General features: G+C 47.0%; 12 protein-coding genes. 6 read left to right on the top strand and 6 right to left on the bottom strand.

Translation table 11 applies throughout. The features are described 5' to 3' along the window. Positions 1-6: 6 nt before the first annotated feature. On the bottom strand, positions 7-1,329 hold the full coding sequence (locus NQ565_RS07325) for an ATP-binding protein (protein ID WP_005654612.1): 1,323 nt from the start codon (positions 1,327-1,329) through the stop codon (positions 7-9). A 184-nt stretch (positions 1,330-1,513) separates the two neighbouring features. Here NQ565_RS07325 and NQ565_RS07320 point away from each other — a divergent pair, with 184 nt between their 5' ends. Next, positions 1,514-2,665: an IS110 family RNA-guided transposase gene (locus tag NQ565_RS07320; protein WP_005654610.1), complete on the top strand. Its 1,152-nt coding sequence runs from the start codon at positions 1,514-1,516 to the stop codon at positions 2,663-2,665. 439 nt (positions 2,666-3,104) lie between these two features. After that, positions 3,105-4,256: an IS110 family RNA-guided transposase gene (locus NQ565_RS07315; protein ID WP_005654610.1), complete on the top strand. Its 1,152-nt coding sequence runs from the start codon at positions 3,105-3,107 to the stop codon at positions 4,254-4,256. A 612-nt stretch (positions 4,257-4,868) separates the two neighbouring features. Here the strand turns inward: NQ565_RS07315 and NQ565_RS07310 are convergent. The 4 genes from NQ565_RS07310 to NQ565_RS07295 all read right to left on the bottom strand — a co-directional run bounded on the left by NQ565_RS07310 (position 4,869) and on the right by NQ565_RS07295 (position 8,727). Beyond that, positions 4,869-6,443, bottom strand: a complete 1,575-nt coding sequence (locus NQ565_RS07310) for a peptide chain release factor 3 (RefSeq protein ID WP_005657707.1) — start codon at positions 6,441-6,443, stop codon at positions 4,869-4,871. Positions 6,444-6,481: 38 nt separating this feature from the next. Then, positions 6,482-7,336, bottom strand: coding sequence for a dTDP-4-dehydrorhamnose reductase (gene rfbD / locus NQ565_RS07305; RefSeq protein WP_005657709.1), 855 nt, complete (start codon positions 7,334-7,336; stop codon positions 6,482-6,484). 127 nt (positions 7,337-7,463) lie between these two features. After that, on the bottom strand, positions 7,464-8,009 hold the full coding sequence (locus NQ565_RS07300) for a DUF4924 family protein (RefSeq protein WP_005657711.1): 546 nt from the start codon (positions 8,007-8,009) through the stop codon (positions 7,464-7,466). A 64-nt stretch (positions 8,010-8,073) separates the two neighbouring features. Continuing rightward, a complete protein-coding gene (locus tag NQ565_RS07295; RefSeq protein ID WP_005657713.1) occupies positions 8,074-8,727 on the bottom strand; it encodes a LysE family translocator in 654 nt (217 codons plus the stop codon). 345 nt (positions 8,728-9,072) lie between these two features. Between NQ565_RS07295 and purL the strand changes: the two genes are divergently transcribed. The 4 genes from purL (at position 9,073) to NQ565_RS07275 (ending at position 18,252) form a co-directional block, all read left to right on the top strand. Beyond that, the gene (purL, locus tag NQ565_RS07290) at positions 9,073-12,780 is read left to right on the top strand and encodes a phosphoribosylformylglycinamidine synthase (RefSeq protein WP_005657716.1); all 3,708 of its coding nucleotides are present in this window, start codon (positions 9,073-9,075) and stop codon (positions 12,778-12,780) included. Between the two features lie 216 nt (positions 12,781-12,996). Further along, positions 12,997-17,049 (top strand): hybrid sensor histidine kinase/response regulator transcription factor, encoded by a 4,053-nt coding sequence (locus NQ565_RS07285; RefSeq protein ID WP_005657720.1) that lies wholly within the window; start codon positions 12,997-12,999, stop codon positions 17,047-17,049. Between the two features lie 25 nt (positions 17,050-17,074). Further along, positions 17,075-17,626 (top strand): chromate transporter, encoded by a 552-nt coding sequence (locus NQ565_RS07280; protein ID WP_034535926.1) that lies wholly within the window; start codon positions 17,075-17,077, stop codon positions 17,624-17,626. A 56-nt stretch (positions 17,627-17,682) separates the two neighbouring features. Continuing rightward, on the top strand, positions 17,683-18,252 hold the full coding sequence (locus NQ565_RS07275) for a chromate transporter (RefSeq protein WP_005657727.1): 570 nt from the start codon (positions 17,683-17,685) through the stop codon (positions 18,250-18,252). Positions 18,253-18,269: 17 nt separating this feature from the next. On the opposite strand, the gene NQ565_RS07270 is transcribed toward NQ565_RS07275, so the two are convergent. Beyond that, on the bottom strand, positions 18,270-19,781 hold the full coding sequence (locus NQ565_RS07270) for a glycoside hydrolase family 10 protein (RefSeq protein WP_016661450.1): 1,512 nt from the start codon (positions 19,779-19,781) through the stop codon (positions 18,270-18,272). Between the last annotated feature and the right edge of the window lie 40 nt (positions 19,782-19,821).

The following is a 19,821-nucleotide window of genomic DNA, read 5'->3' as shown; positions in this document are numbered from 1 at the left end:
CGGTCACTACATATCTTCCAACGACAAACAAACCGTCTCAATCCGATATTTCGGCAATAGCTTTTTCTTTAAATGTTCCACTTTTCCAGCCAGCAGTTCCGGTTTGAAGTTTTTCTTTTGCCGCTTCACTTCTGCCGCCACAGCTTGATTTTTCTCCAATTTCAGAGCAATAATATCAATTTCATTCTGATTGCCCTTCGGCTCCCACCACGAACCTATAGCCCGATATTGGAAACTTTCGGCAAACTGCTGTTTGAAATATCTTTCCAGCATGATACCTGAATAAGTTGAATAGTCGGATTTGATGATGGTCTGCAAACCGATAAAGTTCTTAATCTCTATCAGAGAACGGTAGCGGTCGAAATAGTTAAACCAAAACCGGATGAAATTATCTTGTATTTCATACCTTACAGTTTGACTTCCTTCTTTTGCCAATAAAGGACGCTGGCGGACAATGATGTTGTAATCCTCAATCAACCGCTTTATTTGACCGCCTATGCTTTTGTCTCCCAAAGCGGCTTCTATTTCGGGTTGCGTATTAATGCCACCGGAAATAGCACTTAAGATAGAAAAATAAGTGGCATAGTTTTTCCCGAACTCTTCCACCAGCAGATTTTTTCCTTCATCGGTAAAAGAAGAGTTCTCCCGAACCATAAATGAAATCATCCCGTCTACACTCAATTCGGTGTTGTCACAAAGCAGTTCAACATATTTCGGAACACCCCCTGTAAAAGAATAGAGGGCAAGCAAATCATCATTGCTGTAATCGGGATTGTAATCAAAGATAATCTCTTTCAATGTAGCCAAATCAAAAGCAGACAGTTTAATGATATTATCAGCTCTACCGAACAAGGGCTCTTTATTGTTCTGAAATATTTTCTGCATCAACGAATAAACGGAACCCGATACAATCAAATTCATCTTAGATTTCTTCCGATAGGTATCCCAAATGTTTTGCATATCGCTATATACCGATTCATTGATGTTATAGAACTCCTGAAACTCATCGATAACCAGGTTGAACGGTTTCTGGGAAGACAGTTCCATCAGATACTGAAATAATGACCGGAAAGTACGTATTTCCATTGGAACAAATACATCAAGCGATTGGCCGATAACCGGAATAAATTCAGAACAAAGCGTTGCTTCACTTTTACGCCCCACAAACAGATAAACGGTTGGCATATCTTCAACTGCTTTCATTATAAGGCTTGTTTTACCAATCCTTCTTCTTCCGGTTACCACTGTTAAGCGTGAATGGTCGCTGAAAGACAAATCGCGTATCCGCCGCAGCTCCGCCAACTCGCTTTTCCTATTATAAAATTTCATATTTCCAATTTTGTTACGGCTGTAACTGTTACAGCGGTTACAAATTTAGATATAAATCACGATTTATATGCCAGTGGGATATGAAAAAATCAAGACCACCCCTATCTTTATGGCGTGGAGGTCTCAGTGTGTGAGCCTCAAAATAAATGTTTCACGAGCTCTTAGTCTCAAAATGTAATAGCCTATGCGGATAGTATGTGGTCTTGACGTACACAAAGATAGTGTATTTGTTTGTATTCTCAACGAAAAAGGTGAGAAATTTGAAGCCAAGTACGGTGTTTTGACACCTGAACTGGAAGAGCTGCATCAACTTCTCCTTACTCATGAAGTTAAGGAAGTTACTATGGAAAGCACCAGTATTTACTGGTATCCCATCTGGCGCATTCTCAGTGACATAGAATGTCTGAAGTTGGTCAACCCCTACTTCATCAAGCAGCTTCCCGGCAGAAAAAGTGATGTCCGTGACGCTGCCTGGATAGCCGAATGTACCATGAAGGATCTCATCCGTGGCAGTTTCGTGCCGGATGAGATAGTGCAGCGCATGCGTCAGTATAACCGACGCATTTTTGACTTGAACAAGGAGAAGGTCTATAAACTGACCAAACTGGATGCCTTGCTTCAACGTTGCAATATCCGTATCAGCAACTACGTATCTTCTACAGACAGTAAGAGCTACAAAGATGTGGTGAAATTGCTTTCCGAAGGAATTGTCAATGCGGAAAAGCTGACGGAGGCCATCCATGGACGGACGGTGAACCGTGTCGGAAAAGAAGTAATTACAGCCGCTCTGACAGGAGTTGTCAATGAAGTGGACATAGACCTGATACGCCAGTACCGGGAGGAAATCCTTATGGATGACAAGCATCTGAAAGAGTGCCAGGAAAAACTGACGGAAATCTGCAGGAAAGAGTTCCCCAGGGAGTTCGATAATCTTCAGACGATACCCGGTGTAAAGGAACGCTCGGCAACCTCCATACTCTCTGAATTAGGGGCCGACATGAAGATGTTTATTACAGCGGCTGCATTGGTGTCGTGGTGCGGGCTCAAACCACGGAATGAAGAAAGCGCAGGAAAAATCAAATCACGAAGAATCACACATGGTAACAAGTACATCAGAAAGACTATGATTGAATGCGCATGGGGAGCCAGCCGGACACAAAACTGTTTTTACTCGAATTTCAGTTACACACAAACTGTCGTCAGAAGGAAGAATGCCATGAAAGTGAAAGTGGCCATAGCGCGGAAAATGCTTGTTGTCATTTGGCACGTGTTGAGTGATGGTGTTCCATACAATGATTATAAGAAGCCTGAAGCTATTGCAGAAGGCAACTCATAATATACCGCTTATTGTAAGGCCAGTATCTTTGTGGTAGCATAGACTCCGTTTTGCAAATTGACTGATGCTTTAAGCGGCTTAGAATGCCAGTGTTAGGAAATAAAGCCTGAAGAGGAAAATGATACTTTTTATATTGTATATCTGACTGCTCTTGATAGAACGGTCAATACATTCATGCTCATTAACACCATAAACTAAGTAAAGGAGCCATAAAGACAGGGGTAATCTTTATCTTTTCATAGAGGAAAATTTCATATTTCCAATTTTGTTACGGCTGTAACTGTTACAGCGGTTACAAATTTAGATATAAATCACGATTTATATGCCAGTGGGATATGAAAAAATCAAGACCACCCCTATCTTTATGGCGTGGAGGTCTCAGTGTGTGAGCCTCAAAATAAATGTTTCACGAGCTCTTAGTCTCAAAATGTAATAGCCTATGCGGATAGTATGTGGTCTTGACGTACACAAAGATAGTGTATTTGTTTGTATTCTCAACGAAAAAGGTGAGAAATTTGAAGCCAAGTACGGTGTTTTGACACCTGAACTGGAAGAGCTGCATCAACTTCTCCTTACTCATGAAGTTAAGGAAGTTACTATGGAAAGCACCAGTATTTACTGGTATCCCATCTGGCGCATTCTCAGTGACATAGAATGTCTGAAGTTGGTCAACCCCTACTTCATCAAGCAGCTTCCCGGCAGAAAAAGTGATGTCCGTGACGCTGCCTGGATAGCCGAATGTACCATGAAGGATCTCATCCGTGGCAGTTTCGTGCCGGATGAGATAGTGCAGCGCATGCGTCAGTATAACCGACGCATTTTTGACTTGAACAAGGAGAAGGTCTATAAACTGACCAAACTGGATGCCTTGCTTCAACGTTGCAATATCCGTATCAGCAACTACGTATCTTCTACAGACAGTAAGAGCTACAAAGATGTGGTGAAATTGCTTTCCGAAGGAATTGTCAATGCGGAAAAGCTGACGGAGGCCATCCATGGACGGACGGTGAACCGTGTCGGAAAAGAAGTAATTACAGCCGCTCTGACAGGAGTTGTCAATGAAGTGGACATAGACCTGATACGCCAGTACCGGGAGGAAATCCTTATGGATGACAAGCATCTGAAAGAGTGCCAGGAAAAACTGACGGAAATCTGCAGGAAAGAGTTCCCCAGGGAGTTCGATAATCTTCAGACGATACCCGGTGTAAAGGAACGCTCGGCAACCTCCATACTCTCTGAATTAGGGGCCGACATGAAGATGTTTATTACAGCGGCTGCATTGGTGTCGTGGTGCGGGCTCAAACCACGGAATGAAGAAAGCGCAGGAAAAATCAAATCACGAAGAATCACACATGGTAACAAGTACATCAGAAAGACTATGATTGAATGCGCATGGGGAGCCAGCCGGACACAAAACTGTTTTTACTCGAATTTCAGTTACACACAAACTGTCGTCAGAAGGAAGAATGCCATGAAAGTGAAAGTGGCCATAGCGCGGAAAATGCTTGTTGTCATTTGGCACGTGTTGAGTGATGGTGTTCCATACAATGATTATAAGAAGCCTGAAGCTATTGCAGAAGGCAACTCATAATATACCGCTTATTGTAAGGCCAGTATCTTTGTGGTAGCATAGACTCCGTTTTGCAAATTGACTGATGCTTTAAGCGGCTTAGAATGCCAGTGTTAGGAAATAAAGCCTGAAGAGGAAAATGATACTTTTTATATTGTATATCTGACTGCTCTTGATAGAACGGTCAATACATTCATGCTCATTAACACCATAAACTAAGTAAAGGAGCCATAAAGACAGGGGTAATCTTTATCTTTTCATAGAGGAAAGATATAAGAAATTATCTATATATACTCTGCTTTTTCATTTTTCCAAAAGATTTATGCGAATTACCGTATTTCATTCTTGGGGTATCTATTTTTAGTATCTCCATTTTTTTACCACATCCATTCACTTTTCCTCTACCATTCATCCCCCCACTTCGGAATACATTCTGAAAGGGTGGCATGTCAAAATTAAAATTCGTTTACTTTTTGTTTCTTTTTAGACACAGAATACGCGGATTTCACGGAAAAAGAATAAAAAAAATCTGTGCCTTCCGTGTAATCCGCGTAATCCTTTAGATTTGCGTACCTAAAAAACATCAAGTGTATTTTAACACCCTTCTGTCATTGCGTAATAGTATCTATTTACTTAGAACTCGCTTGTAAAGTGGAACTTGATATGCTTGAAATCCATCTGCGCCATCTGCAGTACGTAGCCGCTGTCTGCAAGGAACACATCCCTGCCCTCACGGTCTTTCGCCATATACTGGTACTTGCGTTTCTTGAACGCTTCCAGTTCGGCAGGGTCATCACTTTCAATCCAGCAGGCCTTGTAAAGACTCAACGGCTCCCAACGGCATTTGGCACTGTACTCATTTTCCAGACGGTATTGGATTACCTCGAACTGCAACTGCCCTACCGTACCGATAATCTTGCGTCCGTTAAACTGGTTGACAAACAACTGCGCTACACCTTCGTCCATCAACTGGTCGATACCTTTGGCAAGCTGCTTCTGTTTCATCGGGTCGGCATTCTCGATATACTTGAACATCTCGGGCGAGAAGCTCGGCAGTCCGCGGAAGTGAAGCATCTCACCCTCCGTCAGCGTATCGCCGATTTTGAACGTACCGTTGTCCGGCAAACCGATGATATCTCCCGCCCACGCCTCATCGATGGTAGTCTTGCGCTGCGCCATAAACTGCGTAGGCGACGAGAAACGCATAGTCTTGCCATGACGCACATGCAGGTAGGGCGTATTACGGGTGAACTTACCGGAACATATCTTGCAGAATGCGATACATGAGCGGTGGTTCGGGTCGATATTGGCGGTAATCTTAAAGATAAAGCCTGTGAATTTAGGCTCTTCCGGTTCTACTTCGCGTTCTTCCGCCTTCACGGGACGGGGACTGGGAGCAATCTCCACAAAGCAGTCCAGCAACTCCTGCACACCGAAGTTATTCAGGGCGGAGCCGAAGAACACGGGAGCCAATTCACCTTTCAGATACTCCTCTACCTGAAATTCGGGATACACACCGTCTATCAGTTCCAGTTCGCCGCGCAGCTTGTCCGCCAGTGCCGAACCGATCTGATTATCCAGTTCTTCCGTATTTATATCTACTTCCACCTTTTCCGTCACCACCTGCTTGGAAGGCTGGTAAAGATTGAGATTGCGTTCATAGATGTTGTAAACTCCCTTGAAACGGGGACCGCTCTCGATAGGCCACGTCAGCGGGCGGACGTGGATGGAGAGTTCCTCCTCCAGCTCATCCAGCAAGTCGAACGGGTCTTTTGCCTCACGGTCCATCTTATTGATGAAGATAATCACCGGAGTGTTGCGCATGCGGCAGACTTCCATCAGCTTGCGTGTCTGTGTTTCCACACCTTTCGCACCGTCCACCACGATGATAACGCTGTCCACCGCCGTCAGTGTGCGGTAGGTATCTTCGGCAAAGTCCTGGTGACCCGGAGTATCGAGGATATTGATTTTGTAATCGTGATAGTCGAACTCCATTACGGAAGTGGTTACGGAGATACCACGCTGTTTTTCAATATCCATCCAGTCTGACGTTGCCGTCTTCTTTATCTTGTTGCTCTTTACCGCACCCGCCACCTGAATCTGACCGCCAAACAGCAGCAGCTTTTCAGTCAACGATGTCTTACCGGCGTCCGGATGGGCGATAATCGCAAAGGTTCGTCTTCTCGCTATTTCTTGATTACTTGCCATATATATAAGGTATAATATTCAAATAAGTATTATTTTGCTTACTGCGCCAGCCTATCGATGCAGACCTGCAAGCTATCCTCCCAATGGGGAATCTCGATACCGAAAGTCTTTTTAATCTTCGTCTTATCCAATACGGAATACTGAGGACGCGGAGCTTTGGCCGGATACTCGTCCGTATGCAACGGGCTGACTTTACACGAGGTAATGCCCGCCATGCGGTGAATGGCCACCGTAAAATCATACCAGGAGCATACTCCCTCGTTACTGAAATGATAAATACCAGGGACGATGCCCTGATTGACAGCCGCAAAGATGGCACGTGCCAAATCGTTGGCATAAGTCGGCGTACCGATTTGGTCGAAAACAACTCCCAACCGCTCGCGTTCATTACCCAGACGAATCATGGTCTTTACAAAATTATTGCCGTAAATGGAATATAACCATGCCGTACGGATAACCATCGCACGGCTGCACTTCTCCATAACAGCCTGCTCACCTGCCAGTTTTGTAGAGCCGTAAACGGAGTTGGGGCAAGGAGTGACTTCTTCCGTATAAGGAATATGGCCGATTCCGTCGAACACGTAATCCGTAGAGACCTGTATCATGGCAGCACCGCAAGCCTCGGCGGCGGCAGCCAGATAGCCGGGAGCTATATGGTTCAGTTTATTGCAAAGTTCGGGATTGTCTTCTGCCTTGTCCACTGCCGTATAAGCGGCACAATTCACAATAACATCCACCCGATTATCGGTCACGAATGCACGTATGGCCTGTTCATCACATATATCCAGTTCCTGCACATCTGTAAAAAAGTAAGTGTGTTGCTGATTTTCAGCAGAGAGCACCCGCATCTCATTGCCAAGCTGACCGTTGGCACCGGTTACTAATATATTCATCTTAACAGTTACTATTTATTCCCTATGGTTATGATACCTCTTTTATCTTCAACACACAGGTACGTTGACTATTTTCAGTTTTCTATTTATTACCCGACTTATTACCCTGCTTCATGCAGACATTCCGTCAGTCATTATCCAGTTTCAACTCGCCTTTCCTCTCTTTGTCGTAATAATTGGCAAGCAGGGAAAGAAAACTGCTGATGGCTTCTATCGCCTTGGCAGTGCCCTGGCTGATTTCCTTTTTCTGCAAACGCAGCAGCAGTATGCCGTAAAGCGCCTCAAAACAGGTCTCCAATTCGGATTCTTCCGTTTGTCCGCTCTTTTGCCGCAATTCCACAATAAAAGGCAACGCTTTGAAATATGCCGCATTATAAAAGGGATACTTCGTGGAAGCCAGCAAATCGGCATGCAGGTCCGTAAGGTTGCGGATAACGTTGCGGTTAATCTGCAAATGCCCTTTCTCCGTCACCCCCTCGGCACGCATCATATCGGCAAGATTGCCGTACCACTCCTCCAGAGCCGCATGTTCTTCGGCAGGATAACGGGAGATGACGTTGCTGCGAATCAAGTCTATATCGCACTTGTTAGCACGAAGCAAATCCTCTACTTGCCACATATATATAAGGTATTCGGCAATATTCTTCTCTTTCAGTTGCTGTGAAATCTTCACGTTGAGATGATTTATGATTTATAATTTATATTCTTCACCAAGATACCGCGGTCCGCTCCCGTAACTAATAGAGCGATTCGCCCATCAGCGTAAACACCAGTCCGAATGCAGATACTACCATGACAATGCCGCCGATAATACGGTTCAATATCCAAATGCCGCGTAAATTGAATTGCGTACGGACCTTGTTGACAAAAAAGGTAATTCCAAACCACCACGTCAATGCTCCCAAAGCAATGGCAAGATACCCCGTAACGGCCTCAAAGACCAACACGCCTTCGCTTACAAAAGCAAAGCGCGCAAAAAGGCCTACAAAAAGAAATATGATAAGCGGATTGGAGAGAGTGACAGCGAACGCTGTGATAAAATTGTGAAAATAAGACCCCTTGCTGGTAGATACCGGACGAATGGACTGCACCGGATTACTGCGGAATGTATAGATACCGAATATCAGCAGCAGGATACTCCCGAACAGTTGCAGATAGAAGATATTCTTGTTGACATAATCGAATACGAAACTCATTCCGTAGCCTGTCAGCAAAGCATAGGCAATATCACTCAACGAGGCGCCTATACCGGTCACAAAACCATACCAACGCCCTTTGTTCAAAGTACGCTGAATGCACAATACTCCTACGGGGCCCAACGGTGCAGATACGATAACACCTATTATGAACCCTTTCCATAATATGTCAAGTATGGTCTCTATCTGAATCATGCCTGCAAATATCGGACTTTTTTATGAGACAACCGAATAGAGTTAACGTTTTTTCGTCAGAAAAGGAGTTTAGATACAAAGTCAATCATCCGGCGGGGCGGACTTCCCCCGTTCCACTGAAGTTTTTTATTTCCTTTTCTTTCTCCCACCCGACGATTTTCTTTATCTTTGCGCCAAAAGCAAAGGTAAACTGCATCCCGGCATAAAAAAACAGACAAGTTCGTTTTATTCTGCCTCCGGTTTGCACTATCTTTGCACCCAGGAAGAAAAGAGAAGAAGCTAACTGACAGACAATAGAATAGTTTCAATCACAAAGTAGCAAATCGTAAACTCTTAAATAAAAGTATGATTCTTTTTTTCAGAACACCATCCAAGAGCGTGATTGCCGTAGAATGCGACCACGAACTTACCCAGGCAGACAGCGACAAACTCTGCTGGCTTTTTGGAGAAGCCACCCCCGAAAGTGAAGACAACCTGAAAGGACATTTCGTAGGTCCGCGCCGCGAGATGATTACTCCCTGGAGTACCAATGCTGTGGAAATCACCCAGAACATGGGTCTGAACGGTATCACCCGTATCGAAGAATATTTCCCTGTGAAAGATGAAAATGCAGACCACGACCCGATGCTGCAACGTATGTATAAAGGTCTGGACCAAAACGTATTTACGACCAACCGCCAGCCGGAACCGATTATTCACATTGACGATCTGGAAGCATACAACGAAAAAGAAGGTCTGGCGCTCTCCAAAGAAGAGATGGACTACCTCAAGAAAGTGGAGAAAGACCTGGGACGTCCGCTAACCGACTCCGAGGTATTCGGTTTTGCGCAAATCAACTCCGAGCACTGCCGTCACAAAATTTTCGGCGGCACATTCATCATTGACGGAGTGGAGCAGGAATCTTCCCTCTTCCAGATGATTAAAAAGACCACTCAGGAAAATCCGAACAAGATTATATCGGCCTATAAAGATAATGTTGCCTTTGCCGAAGGTCCGGTTATCGAGCAGTTTGCCCCGGCAGACCACTCCAAGCCCGACTTCTTCCAGATAAAGGACATCAAGAGTGTTATCTCCCTGAAAGCCGAAACCCACAACTTCCCTACCACCGTAGAGCCTTTCAACGGTGCATCTACCGGTACGGGCGGTGAAATCCGCGACCGTATGGGCGGCGGTAAAGGCTCATGGCCTATTGCCGGAACAGCCGTATACATGACTTCCTACCCCCGCACGGACGAGGACCGTCCCTGGGAAGAGATACTTCCGGTGCGCAAATGGCTGTACCAGACTCCCGAACAAATCCTGATCAAGGCATCCAACGGCGCCAGCGATTTCGGAAACAAGTTCGGCCAGCCGCTGATTTGCGGTTCCGTACTCACCTTTGAACACAAAGAGAAAGATGAGGTGTACGGTTACGACAAAGTCATCATGCTTGCTGGCGGTGTGGGATACGGTACACAACGCGACTGCCTGAAAGGCGCTCCCGAAGCCGGCAACAAGGTTGTCGTGATCGGTGGCGACAACTACCGCATCGGTTTGGGCGGCGGTTCCGTGTCATCCGTAGATACGGGACGCTACAGCAGCGGCATCGAGCTGAATGCCGTACAGCGTGCCAATGCAGAGATGCAGAAACGTGCTTACAACGTAGTACGTGCGCTTTGCGAAGAAGACACCAACCCGGTGGTTTCCATCCACGACCACGGTTCTGCCGGACATGTAAACTGCCTGTCCGAGCTGGTAGAAGAGTGCGGCGGACTTATCGACATGAGCAAGCTGCCTATCGGCGACAAGACTTTGTCTGCCAAAGAAATCATAGCCAACGAAAGTCAGGAGCGCATGGGTCTGCTGATTCAGGAAGAGGCCATCGAACACGTACGTAAGGTAGCCGAACGCGAACGCGCTCCGATGTATGTAGTCGGTGAAACCACCGGCGACCACCGCTTCGCTTTCCAGCAAGCCGACGGCGTACGCCCGTTCGACCTTGCCGTAGAACAGATGTTCGGCTCTTCACCCAAAACCTATATGGTGGACAAGACCGTAGAACGTCATTATGAAATGCCGGAATACGAATTGTCGCAACTGCACGAATACCTTACCAACGTACTCCAACTGGAAGCCGTTGCCTGCAAAGACTGGTTGACAAACAAGGTAGACCGTTCCGTAACAGGTAAGATTGCCCGCCAGCAATGCCAGGGCGAACTCCAGTTGCCGTTGAGCGACTGCGGTGTCGTAGCTTTGGACTATCGCGGCGAAAAAGGTATCGCAACTTCTTTGGGACATGCTCCGCAGGCAGCCCTTGCCGACCCGGCAGCGGGTTCTATCCTCTCCGTCAGCGAAGCGTTGACCAACCTGATCTGGGCTCCGCTTGCCGAAGGTCTGGACAGCGTGTCCCTGTCAGCCAACTGGATGTGGCCGTGCCGCTCGCAAGAGGGTGAGGACGCACGTCTTTATACGGCAGTAAAGGCATTGAGCGACTTCTGCTGCGCCCTGCAAATCAATGTTCCCACGGGTAAGGACTCTTTGTCCATGACGCAGAAATACCCCGACGGCAGCAAAGTCATCGCTCCGGGTACGGTTATTGTATCTGCAGGCGGCGAGGTTTCAGATGTGAAGAAAGTGGTATCTCCCGTGCTTGTCAACGATGAGAAAACCACGCTGTACCATATCGACTTCAGTTTCGACAAGCTGAAGCTGGGCGGCTCCGCCTTCGCACAGTCATTGGGTAAAGTAGGCGACGAAGTACCTTGCGTACAAGATGCCGAATACTTCCGTGACGCTTTCCTGGCTGTACAGGAATTAATCAACAAGGGACTTGTTCTTGCCGGACACGACATTTCGGCCGGCGGTCTTATCACTACGTTGCTCGAAATGTGCTTCGCCAATGTAGAGGGCGGTATGGAAATCAACCTCGACAAGATGAAAGAGCAGGACCTCGTCAAGATATTGTTTGCCGAGAACCCGGGTATCGTTATCCAGGTGAGCAACAAGCATAAGGAAGAAGTCAAGAAGATACTGGAAGATGCCGGTGTAGGCTATATCAAAATCGGTAAGCCGACCGACGAACGTCATATTCTCGTAAGCAAAGACGGCGCTACCTACCAGTTCGGTGTGGACTACATGCGCGATGTCTGGTACTCTTCATCGTATCTGCTGGACCGCAAACAGTCCATGAACGGGTGCGCTAAGAAGCGTTTCGAGAACTACAAGATGCAACCGTTGGATTTGGTGTTCCGGCCTGAATTCAAGGGTAAACTTTCGCAATACGGCCTCGACCCGAACCGTCGTACCCCGACCGGTATCCGTGCCGCCATTATCCGCGAAAAGGGAACCAACGGCGAACGCGAAATGGCCTATTCACTCTATCTTGCCGGCTTCGATGTGAAAGACGTAACCATGACCGACCTCATCAGCGGACGTGAAACGCTGGAAGACGTAAACATGGTGGTTTATTGCGGCGGCTTCTCCAACTCCGACGTATTGGGTTCCGCCAAAGGTTGGGCAGGCGCTTTCCTCTTCAACCCGAAAGCCAAAGAGGCGCTCGACAAGTTCTATGCACGCGAAGACACGCTGTCTCTCGGCGTATGCAACGGTTGCCAGCTTATGATGGAATTAGGCCTCATCACTCCCGACCACGAAAAGAAGGGAAAGATGCTGCATAATGATTCCCATAAATTCGAATCGACCTTTATCGGCCTGACTATCCCTACCAACCGCAGCGTAATGTTCGGCTCTTTGAGCGGCAGCAAGCTCGGTATCTGGGTGGCACACGGAGAAGGAAAATTCTCATTGCCTTACGATGAGGACAAATACAATGTAGTGGCAAAATATACCTACGACGAATATCCGGGCAATCCGAACGGCTCCGACTACTCCGTTGCGGCAATAGCCAGCACCGACGGACGCCACCTGGCCATCATGCCTCACCTGGAACGCTCCATCTTCCCGTGGCAGAACGGCTACTATCCGCAAGACCGCGTTCACAGCGACCAGGTTACCCCATGGATAGAGGCATTTGTCAACGCACGCAAGTGGGTGGAAGAAAAGACTGGAAAATAACCACGTGTAAAACTGTAATGCAATAATGGATAATGTGCCAAAGACTCTGCTTTTGCAGGAGCTTTGGCACATTTCTTATATCTCCACACCGCCTTCCATCCTGCCGCTTTACCACTCTGTATTTCCTTTTTTGCATATCTCAAACATTTTCACTACTTTTGTGTTAATATTAAATCCCCCCAACTTTATCAAACTCAAATACCAAAATCGGCTAATATGAAAAAGCATTTCTTTTTCTTTCTTTTCCTTATATCATCCTTTCTGGCTGCCGCTCAGACATATAACTACATCGGCGTAGAGGATGGTTTGAGCAACAGGCGGGTATATGCGATTCAAAAAGGGCCTAAAGGTTACATGTGGTTCCTCACGCACGACGGCATCGACCGTTATAACGGAAAGGAATTCAAGCACTATAAACTCATGGACGGCGAAGATGAAATCAACTCCATGATGAACCTCAACTGGCTGTATTCGGATTCGCAGGGAAGGCTATGGGAAATAGGCAAGCAAGGACGCGTGTTCTGTTATGAAAGCAAGCACGACCGTTTCCAACTGGTATATAAATTGCCCAAAAGCGAGACGGAAGGCCTGCACACTCCCGTCAGCTATGGATTTATCGATGATAATAATATAATATGGCTCTGCAACCAAAGAAACATTTACCTATATAACAGCCTGACAAAAGCAACCGTTGTCATAAAGAATGAAATCAACGAAAGCATTACCGACATCGAGCAGATAGACGAGACCCACTATTTTATAGGCACGGATGTAGGCGTGCATTATGCCGAACTGAAAAACAATGTGCTTGCGCTAAGCCCTTGCGAGAAACTGGATACGCTAAGACTGCAAATCAACGAGCTGTTCTTTCATAAAGGCAGCCGCAAAATCTTTATCGGAACCTTTCAAAGAGGTATCTATGTATACGATCTGAACCTTCATAAGGCGTTCCACATCAAATCCGGCCTGATAGATGTCAGCATCAACCGTATCTGTACTTTCGGTGAAAAAGACATATTGATAGCGACAGACGGTGCAGGTGTCTACAAGATGGATGTGGACACTTACCGGTCCGAACCGTACATCGTGGCCGACTTCAACCGATATAACGCCATGAACGGCAATACAATCTACGACATATACGTGGATAACGAGCAACGCATCTGGATGGCGAACTATCCTATCGGCATTACCGTACGCAACAACCGGTACAGCGATTACAAATGGATAAAGCATTCCATCGGCAACAAACAGTCCCTCATCAACGATCAGGTAAACGCCGTTATGGAAGACGAAGAGGGCGACCTATGGTATGCCACCAACAACGGCATCAGCCTGTATGAGCATCGTACCCAACAATGGCATTCGTTCTTGAGCGTCTACGATAAGGAGCAGAAGAACCAGAGCCATACATTCATGTCTCTGTGCGAGGTCAGTCCCGGCATTATCTGGGTAGGCGGCTACAGTTCCGGCATCTACCAGATAGATAAGAAAAAGCGTTCTGTCAGCTTTTTCACGCCCGCCTTGTTCGGCGGCGCAACGATTCGTCCCGACAAGTACATCCGTTCCATTACCAAAGACAGAGACGGTTATATCTGGTCGGGGGGATACTACAACCTGAAAAGAATAGACCTGAAACATAAAAACATTGAATCGATACCCGGGCTGGAAGTCATAACGGACATCAAGGAGCGGGACGAAAAATACATGTGGATAGGTACAGCCAACGGCTTATACCTGCTGGAGAAAGCAACCGGCAAATACCGGTACATAACGCTGCCGGTAGAGTCCTCCTATATATACTCCCTGTATCAGGCCCCCAACGGACTGCTGTATATCGGCACAAACAATTCCGGTCTGCTGATTTACGACCCTGCCAGGCAGAACTTTGAACACTATCATAAAGATAACTGCGCACTTATCTCCAACAATATCTATACAATTCTGTCAGACGGAAAAGATGATATTCTCTTAAGTACGGAATACGGACTGAGCGGTTTCTACCTCAAAGAAAAAAGATTCCATAACTGGACCAAAGAACAGGGACTGCATTCCGACCATTTCAATGCCAATTCCGGAACACTGCGCAAGAACGGGAATGCCATTTTCGGAAGTACCGACGGAGCCATAGAATTTCCAAGAGACATGGTATTGCCCCGCGAGTACAGTTCGCGCATGATATTCAGCGATTTGCGCGTTTTCTACCAAACAGTATACCCCAAAGACGAAGGTTCTCCTTTGGTTTTGGATATCGACGAAACCAAAAGCCTGAAACTGAAATACAGCCAGAATATATTTTCGCTTCAGGTATCGTCCATCAATTATGACTATCCTTCCCTCATCCTGTATTCGTGGAAACTGGAAGGATTCTATGACGGCTGGAGCCGTCCGGGAGAGGAAAATGTCATCCGGTTCACCAATCTGAATCCCGGCCATTACACCCTGCGTGTCCGCGCCATATCCAGTGAAGACCGGCGTATGGTCTTGGAAGAGCGCAGCATAGATATTATTGTCGAGCAACCCATCTGGCTCAGCATATGGGCATTATTACTGTATGCGCTTATCCTTGTTGCGATTGCAAGCATCGCATTGCGCATAATCGTATTGCGCAAGCAACGAAAGATATCCGATGACAAGATCCGTTTCTTTGTCAACACCGCGCATGACATCCGTACTCCGCTGACGCTCATCAAAGCACCGTTGGAGGAACTCTCCGACCGTGAGAAACTAAGCAAGGAAGGAACGGACAACCTCAGCACGGCGCTTCGCAACGTCAACGCCCTGCTACGTCTCACAACCAACCTCATAAACTTTGAACGCGCGGATACCTATTCGAACAATTTCTACGTATCCGAATACGAACTGGGAGCTTATATGACCGACATTGTTAATGTTTTCCGTTCATACGCTTCCGTAAAGCACATCGACCTGACTTACGAAAGCAACTTCCGCTATCTGAATGTCTGGCTGGATAAGGATAAGATGGACTCCATTTTGAAGAATATCATATCCAATGCACTGAAATACACGCCCGAAGGCGGAAGCGTGCATGTCTATGCTTACGAAACGGAAGATACCTGGAACGTGGAAGTCAGTGACACAGGTATCGGCATTCCACTGGACGAGCAGAAAAAGCTGTTCAAGATGCACTTCCGCGGCAGCAATGCCATCAATTCCAAAGTAACCGGCAGCGGCATCGGACTGCTTCTTGTATGGAAACTCGTGCATATGCATAAAGGAAAGCTCAACTTCACCAGCACCGAAGGAAAAGGCTCCTGCATCAAAGTATCTTTCCCTAAAGGCGAGAAACGCTACCGCAAGGCCATACACCGTCCTGCTCCCACCAAAGAGCAGGAACAGAACAATGAACCGGAACAAATCACCTCTCCGGAAAAGGGAACTCCGGACACCCCCGCCGTCAACACGCCCATAGAGGGTTACGAACATGCCCAACAGCAAACTCAGGATGCCGGTAACCGCCAGAAGATACTGATAGTAGAGGATAACGACGAACTGAGGGAATACCTGCGGCGTACGCTGGCGGAGAACTACCATGTACAAGTATGTTCCAACGGAAAATCGGCGCTTTGTATCGTGAAGGAGTATTTCCCCGACCTGATTATCTCGGACATCATGATGCCCGAAATGCGGGGTGATGAATTGTGCCAGAAAGTGAAGAATGACATTGATACCTCGCACATCCCCGTTATCCTGCTTACGGCCCTCAATACGGACAAAAACATCATCGACGGGCTGCAAACCGGAGCGGATGAATACGTCGTGAAACCGTTTAACATCGGAATCCTGCGCGCCACCATTGCCAATCTGCTTGCCAACCGTGCCTTATTGCGCCACAGATACGGCAATCTGGAGCTGAACGATGATACCCACAACACGGAATGCATCAACTGTTCTACGGATTTGGACTGGAAATTCATTGCCAGCATCAAGAAGAATGTAGAGGACAACATGGACAATCCGAGCTTCACGATTGATGTGCTTTGCACCCTGCTCAACATGAGCCGTACCAGTTTCTACAACAAGTTAAAGGCACTGACCGACCAGGCTCCGGGAGATTATGTACGGTTGATACGCCTGAAACGTGCCATGCAACTGCTGAAGGAACAAAAGTACACCATCACCGAAGTTGCCGAAATGACCGGTTTCAGCGATGCCAAATACTTCCGTGAAGTCTTTAAGAAACACTTTAATATCAGTCCGAGCCAATATGCAAAAGAAGAAGGAAATATTGGAGAGGGCAAACAATAAACCGAATTACAGCATTACACATGATATGACGAATATATATACCGAAGCATTTTCCATTTTCTTTAAAATCGGAGCATTCACCATTGGCGGCGGCTATGCCATGGTTCCATTGATTGAGGACGAAATCGTAACGAAACGCCGGTGGATAGCCAAAGAGGATTTTATAGATCTGCTTGCCATCGCCCAGTCGGCACCGGGCATCCTTGCGGTCAACATATCCATATTCATAGGCTACCGCCTGCGTGGAATACGGGGAAGCATCGTTACCGCCCTGGGAACGATACTGCCCTCTTTCCTCATTATCCTTGCCATAGCCTTGTTTTTCCATAACTTCAAAGACAATGTCTACGTAGAGCGTATCTTCAAGGGTATCCGTCCGGCAGTTGTAGCACTGATAGCCGCTCCGACTTTCAGTATGGCCAAATCCGCCAAAATCAACCGCTACACGATATGGATTCCTGTTGTCTCGGCTCTGCTTATCTGGTTATTGGGCTTCTCCCCCATCTGGATTATCATTGCTGCCGGTATAGGCGGATACCTGTTCGGAAGGCTGCGCTTCCCGAAAACCAACAGTTAAAAATTAAACAAAACCACCCCACTTATCGCTAATCACTAACCACTAATCACTACATCATGCTTTTCCTCCATCTATTCTACACATTCTTTAAAATCGGCCTGTTCGGTTTTGGCGGCGGATACGCCATGCTGTCCATGATACAAGGTGAGGTAGTCACCCGTTACGGCTGGCTCACACCACAGGAGTTTACCGACATCGTAGCAATCAGCCAGATGACTCCCGGTCCTATCGGCATCAATTCGGCAACCTATGTAGGCTATTCCACGATAGCCGAACAATACGGCACGAGCATGGGAGTGCTTGGGTCTTGCATAGCCACTTTCGCCGTAGTGCTGCCTTCGTTCATCCTGATGCTCACCATCAGCAAATTCTTTCTGAAATATCAGAAGCACCCGGCAGTAGAAGCCGTATTCAGCGGACTTCGCCCGGCGGTAGTAGGACTGCTGGCATCGGCTGCGCTGGTACTGATGAACACGGAGAACTTCAGTTCGCCTCAGGAAGATATGTACTCTTTCATCATCAGTATCATCATCTTCCTTGCAGCTTTCATCGGAACAAGAAAATATAAGGTCAACCCCATACTGATGATTATAGTATGCGGAATAGCAGGGCTGATACTTTATTGATAGTTGGCAGTTGATTCCTACAGCTTCACTTTCTTGCTTACAGACTTGGATTCGTTGTGCAGGCGGTCGAGCGCCGTAACTACATAACGGTACTTCGTCTTGCCATCCTCATAAGGCAACTTATAGAAAGTATTGCGCGTAACAGCCACAATGTGCGAAGGGTCGTCGATGTCCACCTTCTCTTTCGAAGCAAAACGGTAGACAACATACTGTACCGGACGGTTCATTTCATCCTTGAACTTCGGAGCAGTCCAGAAAAGGATGTAACCGTCGGCAGTCCACACCGGTTTTACCTTGCGCACCTTATCCGGGGCTTCATTGTCCATAAAGTCAAATACGGGTGGCAAAGCCGGATACTTATGGTACTCGGCAACCAGCGCATCGCGGTATTTGCCGGCATTCTCCACTACTGCGCTGGCAGGCCATTGGCAACTGCCGCCGATTGTCTGATATGCCCGCTGCAAAGCCATCTTGCGGGGAAGCTGATTGACGGACGGATTCTTCGGGTCGGCATTCTGTACCGTATTCATTACAGACTGTCCGATAAACAAAGGACGGTTCTCCGTATGCTTTGCCCACCACTTCACCAAAGTTTCATAGTCGGCAGCCGGATGTCCTATCTGCCAATACACTTGCGGTATGTTATAATCAATCCAGCCTTTGCGTGCCCACAGAAGTACGTCGGCATACAAATCATCATAATTCTGCAAACCGTTTGTGGCGCTGCCCAGCGGGTCGCTGCTCTGATTGCGGTAGATACCGAAAGGACTCACGCCGAACTTCACCCAGGGTTTCAGTCCGCGAACCGTCTCATGTATTTTCTGAATGAGAATATTCACATTACTGCGGCGCCAGTCCGCCTTATTGCTGAAACCGCCGCCATAGCGTGCAAAGCTGGCATCATCCGGGAAATCCTTTCCCTTGATAGGATAGGGATAGAAATAATCGTCCATGTGAATGGCATCCACATCATAGCGCGACACGATGTCGGTTATCACCTTACAGATATGATTGCGGCTTTCGGGAAGCGCAGGATCGAAGTAAAGCTGGTCGCCATACGTCACGAACCACTCCGGATGCGAATTATAAATATGGATAGGCGAAAGCTCGTTCTTCAACGAAGTCTTTACCCGATACGGATTAATCCAGGCATGAAACTCCATGCTCCGCTTGTGGCACTCCTCAATCATAAACTGCATAGGGTCCCAATAAGGTTCCGGGGCTTTGCCCTGCACACCTGTCAGGAAACGGCTCCACGGTTCGTACTGCGAAGCATACAACGCATCGGCTTCGGGACGCACCTGAAAAATAATGGCATTGATACCTGCACCTTGCAGGGAGTTCAACTGATTTATCAAGATTTGCTTCAACCGGTCGGTCGGTATGCCACGGAACTGTCCGTTTACCGCCTGAATCCATGCAGCACGAAATTCACGTTTAGGATGTGCAGATGTGGATACGAACTGTGCCTGTACAGCCAGTGAAAGGCAGCAGAAAGCCAGTAACAAGAGGAGATTTCTCACTTTCATTTTATTCTTTTTAAATATTGTGTCGCAAAGATAATGATTA

Origin of the sequence: Bacteroides stercoris ATCC 43183 (assembly GCF_025147325.1) — a bacterium.
GTDB classification, from domain to species: domain Bacteria; phylum Bacteroidota; class Bacteroidia; order Bacteroidales; family Bacteroidaceae; genus Bacteroides; species Bacteroides stercoris.
The sequence above is the reverse complement of the archived record's forward strand: the minus strand, read 5'-3'. Positions and strand labels throughout refer to the sequence as shown.